This window comes from Rhizobium anhuiense bv. trifolii (assembly GCF_024346605.1).
Classification (GTDB): domain Bacteria; phylum Pseudomonadota; class Alphaproteobacteria; order Rhizobiales; family Rhizobiaceae; genus Rhizobium; species Rhizobium anhuiense.
Genome location: NZ_CP098803.1, coordinates 4462998 through 4475318, shown reverse-complemented (window position 1 = coordinate 4475318; position 12321 = coordinate 4462998). Strand labels below are relative to the sequence as shown.

The window sequence follows — 12321 nt, the reverse complement described above, 5'->3', positions numbered from 1 at the left end:
TTCAGTACTCGCCGATATGGCGCAGCAGGAGTTTTTGATGTCGTCTCTTTTGGACAAGGCCGGGACTACCGTCGAAGCGGATGATGGCGTCTGGCCGATCCGCAGGAGACGGATCCTCGACTGGCTGGTGAACGAGACGCGCGGCGAGCGGTTCATCGACAACATCCTGGTGGAGATGTGCGAGAAGCTATTGGCATCAGGGGTGCCGGTGGCGCGCGCGACATTGCATTTCAGGACGAACCATCCGCAATGGATTGGCGCCCGCATCCTCTGGAAGGAGGGTCTGACGGAGGCGAAGATCAACACTTTCGCCTATGGTGTCGAAAATACCCCGGAGTTCCTGAAAAGTCCCGTCAATGCGATCCATCAGGGTGCGGAGGAGGTGCGCAAACAGCTGGAAGACACAGCCGACGGCGACGAGGATTCATTCTACCAGGAACTGCGCGACGACGGTCTCACGGAGTATATCGCCTGGCCGGTCGAGCATACGTTCGGCAAACGGCACGTCGCGACATTTTCCACCAGCCGGCCGGGCGGTTTTACGAATGATCATATCGATTCCCTGCGCGACCTGCTGCCGGCCCTGACCCTCGTCAGCGAAATCCGGCTGAAGAACATCATGGCGCGCACGCTGCTGCAGACCTATGTGGGACCGCATGCGAGCGAGCAGATCCTGTCGGGTGTTACGACGCGTGGCAGCGGCGCGACCGTCGGCGCGGCGATCATGATCTGCGATCTGCGCGACTTTACGGCGATTTCGGATCTCTGGCCGCGCGACGACGTCATCCATCTGCTCAACGATTATTTCGACGCTATGTCCGACCCGATCGAGCGCTATGGCGGAGAGATCCTGAAGTTCATGGGCGACGGCTTGCTGGCGATCTTCCCGCTGAGTAAGGAAACGGCCTGTCATGATCTGCTGCAGGCGATCCGTGAGGGCCAGGAGTTGATGGCGCAATTGAACCAGCAGCATGCGAGCAATGGGCGCGAACCGCTGCGCTACGGCGTCGGCGTGCATGTCGGCGATGTCATGTACGGCAATATCGGCTCGCGCCGGCGGCTGGATTTCACCGTCATCGGGCCGGCGGTCAATGTCGCCTCGCGGCTGGAAAGCCTGACCAAGGAGGTCAAGCGTCCGGTGCTGCTATCGCGGGCCTTCGTCGAAATGGCGGGCTGCGCGGAGGAGATGGACAGTCTCGGCACCTTCCCGCTGCGCGGGCTCGGCGAACCGGTCGATGTCTTCGCCTTTCCAGAGGGCAGGTAGCTCAGACCCCTCGCTTGTTTCCCCAAAGCAGCACGTGCAGTTGAGGCAGCACGCGGGCTGCAAACCATTGGTCCGCCGTCACCTTGTCGACAAGCCAGTGCATCCGATCCATCACACCGTCGATATCAATGCGGGCGTCGTCATCGTCGGGCGGCGGCGGGGTGTGGTTGCCGGGTTGGAGGAACAGGGAAATTTGCGGATAGCGCTCACCTGCCCGTCGGGCAAATTCGTAGTCGGCATCGTCGAAGACGACGATCTTCAAGGCGATCTCAGGACCACCGGTGGCCAGTCGAAGACAGTTGTCCACCTGGTCCCAATCCGTCAGCATTCCGCTGGATGGCGGTTTGGGGCTGATGACCAGGACGTCGAGATCGCGAAACCAGGCCTGGGCTATGCTTCCCTGCGTTTCCAGTGCAAAGCGGTATCCTTGGGAATGGCCAAGTTCGATCAGCGGCCTTAAGGGTTGTATCGCCGGATTGCCTCCGGAAAGGGAAACCGTCAGTGGCTTTGCCCCGGAGAGTTCGGTGACCTTATGCCAGATCGCCTCGGGGGACATCGGAATCCATTGATCGCGGAACGCGCTGTCGACCGCGTGCAGGCTGTCGCACCAGGAACATCGATAATCACAGCCGCCTGTTCTGACGAACACCGTCGGCAGCCCGATCAAGGCGCCTTCACCCTGGATGGTCGGGCCAAAGATCTCGCTGACGCGAATGGTTCCGCCACTCACGGCCTGTACTCCGCCCAGGTTTTCGGCGTCTCGCTGACGCGAACGGACGATGTCTCCGGGAAGCGCTGCTTGCACCAGTCGTAAAAGTGCCTTGCCAGGAACTCGGAGGTGACTTTCGAATGGCCGAAGACGTCGTTCAGGTGCCGATGATCGAAGGTTTCGTCGATATAGCGCTTGAGCGACGAGAGGTCGTGGTAGTCACGAACGAAGCCGTCATCATTCAGGCTTTCGGCGGAGAGCTCGATGACCACAATGTAGTTGTGGCCGTGGAGCCGCGCGCATTGATGGTCGGCGGGCAGGTGATCCAGTTGATGGGAGGCGGAGAGGTGAAACTCCTTGGTGATGCGGTACATCAATGCACCTTCGTCGCCGAATATTGCGACACGGCCGCTTTCCAGAAGTCCCGGTCTTCGTACTCCGTCGGATCGGGAACGCCGGCCAGATGGAAGGCCTCGCGGCGTTCGACGCAGGTTCCGCAGCGCCCGCAGTGGAGCCTGCCGCCCTTGTAGCAGGACCATGTTTCCGAAAACGGCGTGCCGTGTTTTGCGCCGTCAACCACGATCGCCGCTTTGGGAACATCGACATAGGGTGCAAGCAATTTCACGCTGGCATAACCCTCCAGCGCTTCGTTCTGCATGCGCTGGAAGGCGTCGATGAAGCCCGGCCGACAGTCGGGGTAAATGAAGTGGTCGCCACCATGCACGGCGACGGCAACGGCATCTGCCTTTTGCGCTGCCGCCAGACCGAAGGCGATGGCCAGCATGATGGCGTTGCGGTTCGGGACGACCGTGGCTTTCATGGTCTCCTCGGCATAGTGGCCGTCGGGAACCTCGACATTGTCGGTCAGGGCCGATCCGCTGAGATGGCCGCCGATGCTGGCAATGTCGATAATATGATGGCGAACGGAAAGACGTGCGGCACACTTCGCGGCGAATTCGAGTTCCTTGCGATGCCGTTGGCCGTAGTCGAAGGAAATTAGGCCGATAAGCTGTTTTTCCGCGGCTATCCTGTGGGCAAGCGAAACGGAGTCCAGTCCGCCGGAGCAGACGACGATGGTTTTCATATTTTGGATCCCTTGTTTTGACCGGGTGGGCTGCGACCGGATTACGCGGTGCTTCTAGGACAAATCACGCGTCATGCAAACAGTTTTAAGAGGTCGGCCGTCACAGCCGAGCGGTTAACCGACCGGAAAGTTGATCTGCGGCGGCAGCAGAAGCTGCAGATCTTCGGCGTCCGGATTGTTGATGCGCTGCAGCAGCATGCGGCCGAGATCCTCGCCGGCGGCCGTCAGGTCCTCGTGGATCGTGTCGACCTTCGGCTGCAACTGGCTGAGAAGGCGGGATGTCTCCTTGGCGACGATATCGTAATCGATGGCCAGTAAACGGCCGGCATCGCTCATGCCGCTGATGACGGCGAGCGCCGAAACTTCGCCGGGACAGATGAAACCGTCAGGAGCATCCGGGGCATCAGCGCGGCTGCGAATGAAGTCGCGCAGCACACCCGCCGGTGTATCGAGATCGATGGCTTCGGGGATCTCATAGGCGATGCCTGCTTCGCGCACCGCCGTCATGAAACCATGCAGAATATGCTGGCAGAAGGTCAGCCGTTTCGGCGGCAGGATCACCGCCACCTTTCTGCGGCCCTTGGCGATCAGCCGGCGCGTCGCCTCATAGGCAAAGGTGAAATTGTCATAGTCGACATAGGGGTGCGGCGTCGAAAATTCGGTGCGGCCGTGACAGATGAAGGGAAAGCCGGTTTCGAGCAGCAGGCGGACACGGGCATCGAGCGGTTCGGTGCGTGTGAAGATCAGCCCGTCGGCGAGGTGGTTGCGGATAATGTATTCGGCGGCCTCGACGTCGGTCGTCGACAGGAAGTTCGGTGCGACGACTAGATGGTAGGCGGTCTCTTTCAGCGCCTTGGCGATGCCGTACATGATCGAGGTGCTGAAGCCGACCACCTCCTCGTGCGAATCGAGCAGAATGGCGATGACGTTGGTGCGGCCGGTCTTCAGACGCTGCGCGGCCCGGTCGGGGAGATAGCCGATCTCGCGGGCGATACGGTGCACGCGTTGACGGGTCTCCAGCGAAATCTGCGGCGCGTCGGAAAGCGCCCGTGACACCGTCGTCACGGCAAGACCGGCGATCGTGGCGATCGTTCGCAAGGTCGGCTTGCCGCGCCTGTGTGCGATATCGAAATTTTCGCCGCGTTGCGGCCGGGACGGTTCGGTCACCCTGAGCTTTCCATGGTGGATTTGCCGACACAATAACACGATGAATCCGGCACGCAATCAACGAATGAAAACGTTTTAAATTTCTACGTTTTGTTAATCTTACAGAAAATATCTATTAGTTTCAATGCCATGGCGAAATAACCATATTTTTCTCGACAGTCGAGAAAGGACTTGACGATCAAAGAGTTATAACGTTTTAAATTAGCAACCGCGCGGAGGAGCGCGGTCGTATGTCGACCGCCACAATGGGTGGAAAACATCGGGCGGCAGGGAGGGTCCCGCCGCCGATTTGCAAATGGGAGGAAATTCATGCGCAAGTTTTTGAGCTCGGCAGCGATTGCTGTCGTGATGATGGCCGGCCTGAGCGCAGCGCAGGCTGCCGACGTGAAGGAAGTGCAGATGCTGCACTGGTGGACGTCGGGCGGTGAGGCAGCGGCGCTGAACGTTCTGAAGCAGGACCTGTCGAAGGAAGGTTTTGCCTGGAAGGATGTTCCGGTGGCCGGCGGTGGCGGTGACGCGGCGATGACGGCGCTGAAGGCGATGGTGGCGGCCGGCACCTATCCGACAGCCTCGCAGATGCTGGGGTATACCGTGCTCGATTATGCCCAGGCCGGTGTCATGGGCGACCTGACGGAGACGGCGAAGAAGGAAGGCTGGGACAAGTCGGTGCCGGCGGCGCTGCAGAAGTTCTCGGTCTATGACGGCAAGTGGGTCGCAGCCCCTGTTAACGTCCACTCGGTCAACTGGCTGTGGATCAACAAGGCGGTGATGGACAAGATCGGCGGCACCCAGCCGAAGACCTTTGACGATCTGATCGCCCTGCTTGACAAGGCCAAGGCCGCCGGCGTCATCCCGCTCGCCCTTGGCGGCCAGAACTGGCAGGAAGCGACGATGTTCGATTCCATCGTGCTGTCGACCGGCGGTCCGGAGTTCTACAAGAAGGCCTTCAACGACCTCGATGAAGAGTCGCTGAAGTCCGACACGATGAAGAAGTCCTTCGACAATCTGGCGACGATCGTCAAATATGTCGATCCGAACTTCTCCGGCCGCGACTGGAACCTCGCCACCGCCATGGTCATCAAGGGTGACGCGCTGGTGCAGGTGATGGGCGACTGGGCCAAGGGCGAATTCGTCGCCGCCAAGAAGACGCCGGATACCGACTTCCTGTGCTACCGCTTCCCCGGCACCGACGGCAGCGTGATCTACAACTCCGACATGTTCGGCATGTTCAACGTCCCCGACGACCGCAAGGCGGCGCAGGTGGCGCTGGCAACCGCAACGCTGTCGAAGAGCTTCCAGTCGGCCTTCAACGTCGTCAAGGGTTCGGTGCCGGCTCGTACCGACGTTCCCGATACCGACTTCGACGCCTGCGGCAAGAAGGGTATCGCCGACCTGAAGGCTGCCAATGAAGGCGGCACGCTGTTCGGCTCGCTGGCGCAAGGCTATGGCGCACCGCCGGCGATTGCCAATGCCTACAAGGACGTCGTCTCGAAGTTCGTCCACGGCCAGATCAAGACCTCCGACGAGGCCGTGACCCAGCTGGTCCAGGCGATCGACGACGCCCGCTGAGATCACTTGTGATGACAATGCTTCCCCGCGTGACCCGCGGGGAAGCTTCAGGCTCCGCGCCGATCATGCAGGATGATCATGCCCGGACGATATCGAGGAGCCATCATGCGGGGAGGAGATGACATTCCATGAGCACAGTTGCGACTACCGATCCGGTTCTGACGCCGCGGCAATCGACGGGTATCTCGTTGCGCGGCCGGCTGCAGGATGCGCTGCCGAAGATCGTGCTGGCGCCGAGCTTCGTCATCACCATCATCTTCGTCTACGGCTTCATCATCTGGACGGCCTATCTGTCCTTCACCAATTCCAAGACCTTTCCCTCCTATGCGCTGACCGGCGCACGCGCCTATCAGCGGCTGTGGCGCTGGACCTTCGAGAGCGATCCGCCGTCCTCCTGGTATACCTCGATCACCAACATGGCGATCTTCGGCTTCCTCTATGTCGGCATCTGCCTGGCGCTCGGTCTCTTCCTCGCCATCCTGCTCGACCAGAAGATCCGCGGCGAGGGGCTGCTCCGGCCGATCTTCCTCTATCCGATGGCGCTCTCCTTCATCGTCACCGGCGTTGCCTGGAAATGGTTCCTCGACCCCGGCCTCGGCCTGGAACAGACGCTGCACCACTTCGGCTGGACGAGCTTCCACTTCGACTGGATCAAGAACAAGGACTTCGTCATCTACACCGTCGTCATCGCCGGTGTGTGGCAGGCGTCGGGCTTCGTCATGGCGATGTTCCTGGCGGGCCTGCGCGGCATCGACGGCGAGATCATGAAGGCGGCCCAGATCGACGGCGCCTCGCCCTTCCAGCTCTACCGCCGCATCGTCATTCCATTGCTGCGGCCGATCTTTCTGTCGGCCTTCATCGTGCTCGCCCATATGGCGATCAAGTCTTATGACCTGGTGGTGGCGCTGACCTCGGGCGGGCCGGGCGGCTCGGCCTGGCTGCCGTCCAACTTCATGTATGAATACACCTTCAAGCGCAACGAGATGGCCGTCGGCTCGGCCAGCGCCATCATCATGCTGATGACCATCTCGGCGATCATCGTGCCCTATCTCTATTCCGAACTGAAGGAGAAGGCGCGATGAGCAGCGTGACCTCTCCGGCAATCGCAACCCCGCAGGCCAGCGACAACAGCAACAACAACAGCAGCAACAGCCGCTGGATCGGCCGCACCGTCATCTACGGCCTGCTCGTGATCTTCGCCATCCTCTACCTGATGCCGCTCTTCGTCATGCTGACCACCTCGTTCAAGACCATGGACGAGATCCAGAACGGCAACATGCTGGCGCTGCCGCAATCCCCGACCTTCGATCCCTGGATCAAGGCCTGGGGCGAGACCTGTGTGGGTCTGACCTGCGCCGGCATCAAGGGCTACTTCTGGAACTCGATCAAGATGGTGGTGCCGGCCGTCGCCATCTCCACCATCATGGGGGCGCTGAACGGTTATGTGCTGACAAAATGGCGCTTTCCCGGCCATACGCTGGTGTTCGGGCTGATGCTGTTTGCCTGCTTCATTCCGTTCCAATCGGTGCTGTTGCCGATGGCAACGATCCTCGGTTCGCTCGGCCGCTTCGGCATGACGCTGCAGAACGCCACCGGCTTTGCCTTCGGCTTCGGCAATCCGACCGTCAATCTGGTCTTCGTCCATGTCGTCTATGGCCTCGGCTTCACGACGCTGTTCTTCCGCAATTTCTACGAGGCCTTTCCGACCGAGCTGGTGCGGGCCGCCCAGGTCGATGGCGCCAGCTTCTTCCAGATCTTCCGGCGCATCATGCTGCCCAACTCGCTGCCGATCATCGTCGTCACCGTCATCTACCAGTTCACCAATATCTGGAACGACTTCCTGTTTGCCTCGGCCTATGCCGGCACCGGCGATTCCATGCCGATGACGGTGGCGCTGAACAATGTCGTCAACACCTCGACCGGGGTGGTCGAATACAATGTCAACATGGCGGCGGCGATGATCGCCGCCGTGCCGACGCTCATCGTCTATATCCTCGCCGGCCGCTACTTCGTGCGCGGTCTGATGGCGGGCGCTGTCAAAGGGTAATCCATGGCCTTCCTCGAAATCTCCGGTCTTAAAAAGCGCTTCGGCGCCGTCGACATTCTCAAGGGCATCGACCTCGAACTCGACAAGGGCGGCTTTCTCGTGCTGGTCGGCCCGTCCGGCTGCGGCAAGTCCACCCTGCTCAACACCATTGCCGGGCTGGAGACGATCACCTCGGGCGATATCAGGATCGACGGGCGCGACATCAGCGGCCTGCATCCCTCCAAGCGCGACATCGCCATGGTGTTCCAGTCCTATGCGCTCTATCCGAACATGACGGTGGCGGGCAACATCGCCTTCGGCATGGAGATCCGCGGCGTGCCGAAGGACGAACGTGCCAAGGCGATCAAACAGGTCTCCGACATGCTGCAGATCGGCCATCTGCTCGACCGCAAGCCGAGCCAGCTGTCGGGCGGCCAGCGCCAGCGCGTCGCCATGGGGAGAGCCTTGGTGCGCAACCCGCAGGTCTTCCTGTTCGATGAGCCGCTCTCCAATCTCGATGCCAAGCTGCGCGTCGACATGCGCACCGAGATCAAGCGGCTACATCAGCGCATGGGCACCACCTTCGTCTATGTCACCCATGACCAGATCGAGGCGATGACGCTGGCGACCAAGATCGCCGTGCTGAAGGACGGCGTGCTGCAGCAGTTCGGCACGCCGGCCGAGATCTATAACAGCCCCTCCAACATCTTCGTCGCCGACTTCATGGGATCGCCGGCGATGAACCTCTTGACCGCCACCGTCGAAAACGGCGCCGGCGGGCTCGAAGTCTCGCTGGAGCGGCCGAATGCCGCCCCGCTCAAGCTGCCGGTCATGGCTGGCAACAATGGCCTGACCACCTATACCGGCAGACAGGTGATCTTCGGCATCCGCCCCGAGGCCTTGACCGATCCGGATGGCGCCGACCGCAAGGCGCGCATGCTGAGCGAGGGCGACTGCCTGATCGAAGTCGTCGAACCGGCCGGCTCCGACACCTTCGCCGTCACCAAGCTCGGCGGCAAGTCCGTCGTCGCCCGCCTGCGCGCCGATGCCGGCATTGCACCTGGCCAGACAACCCGACTGGCCTTCAATCTCGATAAGGCCGTCTTCTTCGATCCAGAAAGCCAGGCGAGGATCGGGTGATGGCCGTCAGGCGGCCGTCACGCTTGTTGTCACCGGTGCGAAACGCGTAGAAACGACTTCGACGGTGATCTCGCCGGTGAAGCCCGTCGCCTCCAGCCAGAAGCCTGATGTGCCGCCCTGCAATGGCACAGTGGCCGGGCCGACGATCCTTGCCGGGCCGTGCACCTTCAGCGAAATGCTGTCATTCATGAAGGGCAGGCGCTGGCCGCTCTGGTCGAGGGCGCGGATGATGACGCGTGTGCTGTCGCGTTCGCGGGCTCTGAGCGTCGAACTGTCGGCAACGACCTCAAGTGTCGTCGGCAACGGATCGGCCGCCAGCGTCAGGCTGGCCACCGGTTTGCCGTCGATATAGCCGGTGAAGGTGCCGTCGATCCATTCGAGACCCCAGGTGCCGAGCTCATCGGCGGTGAAGTGGCGATGGTCGAGCACGACGGGCGGATGCGGCAGATGCGGGTAGTTTTCGCGGTCCGGGCCGATGCGTTTGGAAAGCGCGCCATATTGCAGCTCCACCTCGTCGCAGTTGGTCAGGATGATCAGCGGCAGCACGCCGCCGATATTGCGTTCGCCACGCGCCCAGAAGGTTGCCGGCTTCATGACGATCTCGTCTGATGGATCGCACTGGCTGATATAGGCATAGGCCGCGAATTTCGGCTCGCGGAACATGTCCATGACGCCGTGATAGCAGATGCGGTCGCCGGAGCCGAAATCCTTGTGCGTGTTGTAGTCGAACATGCACCAGCCGATGGCGCCGGATATATCGGCATCGCCGTAGGCGGCGTTCAGCACGTCCAGGTGCCGGCGTACATGCTCGGCCTGGCGCTGCTCCTGATCGTAAATCTTCGTCGGGTGCATGTGGCCGTTGAACTCGGTGATGAGGTACGGCACCTTGTGGGACAGTCCGGTATTTTCCTGCTGGCCGCGCAGCGTCGTGCGAGGGCGGTTGGCGCCCGGCAGTTCCTCGTTGCCGAGGATGAAGTCGTTCATCGTGTAGACGTCCTCGAGCAGTTCGCTCTCGGTGATATAACGCACGCCGCCGGTCTGGCGGGTGCTGTCGAGCTCGCGGGCGAGCCGGTTGGTCTCGGCGTAGAAATCGTGATTGTCCTGCGATTCATTGATGCGCACGCCCCAGATGATGATCGAGGGGTGATTCCAGTCGCGCTCGATCATGCGGCGGACGTTCTCGATCGATTCCTGCTGCCAATCGGCATCGCCGATATGCTGCCAGCCGGGGATTTCCTCGAAAACCAGCAGGCCGATCGTGTCGCAGCGGTCGAGGAACCATTTCGACTGCGGATAATGCGAGGTGCGGACGATATTGCACTTCAGCACCGTCTTCATGATGTCGGCGTCGCGCTCCTGGGCGGAGCGGCCGGCGGCATAACCGACATAGGGGAAGGCCTGGTGACGGTTGAGGCCGCGCAGCTTCAGCGGCTTGCCGTTCAGGAGAAAACCTTCCGGCGTGAATTCGGCGGTGCGGAAGCCGAACCGCGTCGAGACACGGTCGGAGCCGTGCTCGGTCCTGAGTTCGACGGTGACGTCATAGAGTGTGGGATCGGTGATGTCCCAGAGGGTGATGCCGGTGAGGCCGCCGAAGGAGAGCGTGGTGCGGCTGCCGATCGTTTCGGTGGCGGCGGTGGCGACCACCGTGCCGTCGGCCTGCTTCAGCGTGGCGGTGACGGTCGCCGAGAAGCTGCGGCTCTCGGGATTGGCGATATCGACGCGCACGGTTGCCGATTTCTCCGGGCGAAGAACGTCCGTGGTTTCGATCTTGAGATTGCGGATCGAAACCGGGTCGGTGACCTTCAGCCAGACGTCGCGGTAGATGCCGGCATAGGTGAGATAATCGATGCGGCCGCCGAAAGGCGGAATGGCCGGGTTCTCGCTGCCGTCGATCTTGACGGTGACGAGGTTCTCTCCCCTGGCGAGCCTGCCGGTGAGGCGGGCCTCGAAGGGCGTGTAGCCGTCCTTATGGGCGACGATTTCCTCGCCGTTCAGATAGACGACGCTGTCGGCCATGGCGGCATCGAAGACGAGCGAGACCTCGCGCCCCTCGAACTCCGGCAGCCAGCGCAGCACCTTCTGATAGGTGAAGGCGCGCTGGTAGCTGGTCTCATCGAAATAGTTGAAGGGCAGTTCGACGGCGGTGTGCGGCAGGCTGACCGATTTGGCGGCATCGAAAGTTTCGAGCAAACGCTGGCCGAAGCCCTCATGGAAACTCCAGCCTTCATTGAAGGAGACGACGGAACGCATTTCAGGCTCTCCAGCTTACGGCATCAGGGACATTGCGGCGCCTTTCGGCGCGTGAAAATCTGGTCATCGGTATTCCTCCTCGATGCAATGGATGTGTGCCGCTATGCGGTCGAGCCCCAGCGGGCGGTGCAGGTGAGTGTGATGCTGTGCGGGCCTTCGATCTCGGCGTCATGGCGTTCGATCAGTTCGACGACGGCATCGATGAAGGCGACGTGGTCGAGGCTCAGCGTGGTGAGGTCGTTGCAATCCCAGGCGGCCATGGCGATGCCGTCCTGGCCGACGATGGCGATATCGTCAGGCGTGTTCTTGCCGATCACCCGGCGGGCGGCATCGCGTGCGCCGATCGCCATGACGTCGTTGCCGCAGATGATGGCATCGACCTTGTCGCGGTGCAGCAGCAGCACGGCTTCCTTGAAGCCGGAATCATAGGAATAGTCGCCGAAGGCCTGCGCCTCGAAAGAGAGGCCGCGCTTGGCGAGCGCATCGGCGAACCATTTGCGCCTGAGCTTGTCGATCCAGCTTGAATTGGTGCCGGAGAGGTAGGCGAAACGCTTCTTGCCGTCGCGGACGATCTTGTCGATGATCTCGTCGGCGGCCCCAGAGCCGTCGATGCGGATGCTGGAGACGTTTTCGTTGTCGAGCGGCTCGAAGGAGACGATGATCGGCTTCGTCGTGTGAAAGATGTCGACGGCATCCTGCATCGACACCATGTCGGAAAAGACGACGACGTGATCGACCTGATAGGTGGAGGCGAGGCGCATCAGCTGCAGCCGGTCGGAATGATCGGCGCAGCAGAGGATGATCGGCAGCAATTGTCTTGCCTGCAGGCGGTGGACGAGAAGCTGCTGTTCCTCGGCTTCGCAGGGGTTGCCGATCGCATTGACGACCAATGCGACGAGGCGCGAGCGCTGGTTGTTCAGCGAGCGGGCGATCGCATTCGGCTGGTAGCCATGTTCACGGGCGACGGCGAGGATGCGATCGCGGGTGGCGCTGCCGATGCGTGAATCCGGGGAGAAGGCGCGGGAAATGGTGGCGGAGGAGACGCCGGCGAGTTTCGCCAGTTCCTTCGAAGTGATCCGCCGTCTGTTCATTCCGCTCATCTTCAGCGCCTA

11 protein-coding genes are annotated in these 12321 nt (G+C 61.4%); 5 read left to right on the top strand and 6 right to left on the bottom strand.

All coding sequences use genetic code 11. The annotated features are described in order from the left end of the window. Positions 1-37 precede the first annotated feature (37 nt). Entirely contained in the window at positions 38-1264 is a 1227-nt protein-coding gene (locus NE851_RS30555) for an adenylate/guanylate cyclase domain-containing protein (RefSeq protein ID WP_028755617.1), read from the top strand. Position 1265: 1 nt separating this feature from the next. Here the strand turns inward: NE851_RS30555 and queE are convergent, their stop codons facing one another. The 4 genes from queE to NE851_RS30535 form a co-directional block, all read right to left on the bottom strand. Continuing rightward, positions 1266-1994 (bottom strand): 7-carboxy-7-deazaguanine synthase QueE, encoded by a 729-nt coding sequence (gene queE, locus NE851_RS30550; protein WP_254959562.1) that lies wholly within the window; start codon positions 1992-1994, stop codon positions 1266-1268. Further along, complete coding sequence (gene queD, locus NE851_RS30545; protein ID WP_028755619.1) at positions 1991-2347, bottom strand: 6-carboxytetrahydropterin synthase QueD; 357 nt, start codon at positions 2345-2347, stop codon at positions 1991-1993. The genes queE and queD overlap by 4 nt, the downstream gene beginning before the upstream one ends. Next, positions 2347-3057, bottom strand: coding sequence for a 7-cyano-7-deazaguanine synthase QueC (queC, locus tag NE851_RS30540; RefSeq protein WP_254959561.1), 711 nt, complete (start codon positions 3055-3057; stop codon positions 2347-2349). The genes queD and queC overlap by 1 nt, the downstream gene beginning before the upstream one ends. 114 nt (positions 3058-3171) lie before the next feature. After that, on the bottom strand, positions 3172-4224 hold the full coding sequence (locus NE851_RS30535; RefSeq protein WP_028757121.1) for a LacI family DNA-binding transcriptional regulator: 1053 nt from the start codon (positions 4222-4224) through the stop codon (positions 3172-3174). 309 nt (positions 4225-4533) lie between these two features. Here NE851_RS30535 and NE851_RS30530 point away from each other — a divergent pair, with 309 nt between their 5' ends. The 4 genes from NE851_RS30530 to NE851_RS30515 all read left to right on the top strand — a co-directional run bounded on the left by NE851_RS30530 (position 4534) and on the right by NE851_RS30515 (position 8959). After that, positions 4534-5793: an ABC transporter substrate-binding protein gene (locus tag NE851_RS30530; RefSeq protein ID WP_028757120.1), complete on the top strand. Its 1260-nt coding sequence runs from the start codon at positions 4534-4536 to the stop codon at positions 5791-5793. Positions 5794-5921: 128 nt separating this feature from the next. Next, a complete protein-coding gene (locus NE851_RS30525) occupies positions 5922-6875 on the top strand; it encodes a carbohydrate ABC transporter permease (RefSeq protein ID WP_028755623.1) in 954 nt (317 codons plus the stop codon). After that, the gene (locus NE851_RS30520) at positions 6872-7840 is read left to right on the top strand and encodes a carbohydrate ABC transporter permease (RefSeq protein ID WP_254959560.1); all 969 of its coding nucleotides are present in this window, start codon (positions 6872-6874) and stop codon (positions 7838-7840) included. Before NE851_RS30525 ends, NE851_RS30520 begins: the two co-directional genes overlap by 4 nt. Positions 7841-7843: 3 nt before the next feature. Continuing rightward, complete coding sequence (locus NE851_RS30515; RefSeq protein WP_028757118.1) at positions 7844-8959, top strand: ABC transporter ATP-binding protein; 1116 nt, start codon at positions 7844-7846, stop codon at positions 8957-8959. Positions 8960-8965: 6 nt separating this feature from the next. Here the strand turns inward: NE851_RS30515 and NE851_RS30510 are convergent, their stop codons facing one another. Next, the gene (locus tag NE851_RS30510) at positions 8966-11209 is read right to left on the bottom strand and encodes a glycoside hydrolase family 2 protein (protein ID WP_183906222.1); all 2244 of its coding nucleotides are present in this window, start codon (positions 11207-11209) and stop codon (positions 8966-8968) included. 101 nt (positions 11210-11310) lie between these two features. Beyond that, entirely contained in the window at positions 11311-12309 is a 999-nt protein-coding gene (locus tag NE851_RS30505) for a LacI family DNA-binding transcriptional regulator (RefSeq protein WP_047616168.1), read from the bottom strand. Positions 12310-12321: the final 12 nt, after the last annotated feature.

Excerpts from the sequence above, each read along its gene's own strand:
- NE851_RS30515 (WP_028757118.1), top strand. The coding sequence starts at position 7,844 with ATGGCCTTCCTCGAAATCTCCGGTCTTAAAAAGCGCTTCGGCGCCGTC.
- NE851_RS30525 (WP_028755623.1), top strand. The coding sequence starts at position 5,922 with ATGAGCACAGTTGCGACTACCGATCCGGTTCTGACGCCGCGGCAATCG.
- NE851_RS30530 (WP_028757120.1), top strand. The coding sequence starts at position 4,534 with ATGCGCAAGTTTTTGAGCTCGGCAGCGATTGCTGTCGTGATGATGGCC.
- NE851_RS30505 (WP_047616168.1), bottom strand. The coding sequence starts at position 12,309 with ATGAGCGGAATGAACAGACGGCGGATCACTTCGAAGGAACTGGCGAAA.
- NE851_RS30510 (WP_183906222.1), bottom strand. The coding sequence starts at position 11,209 with ATGCGTTCCGTCGTCTCCTTCAATGAAGGCTGGAGTTTCCATGAGGGC.
- NE851_RS30520 (WP_254959560.1), top strand. The coding sequence starts at position 6,872 with ATGAGCAGCGTGACCTCTCCGGCAATCGCAACCCCGCAGGCCAGCGAC.
- queC (WP_254959561.1), bottom strand. The coding sequence starts at position 3,057 with ATGAAAACCATCGTCGTCTGCTCCGGCGGACTGGACTCCGTTTCGCTT.
- queD (WP_028755619.1), bottom strand. The coding sequence starts at position 2,347 with ATGTACCGCATCACCAAGGAGTTTCACCTCTCCGCCTCCCATCAACTG.
- NE851_RS30555 (WP_028755617.1), top strand. The coding sequence starts at position 38 with ATGTCGTCTCTTTTGGACAAGGCCGGGACTACCGTCGAAGCGGATGAT.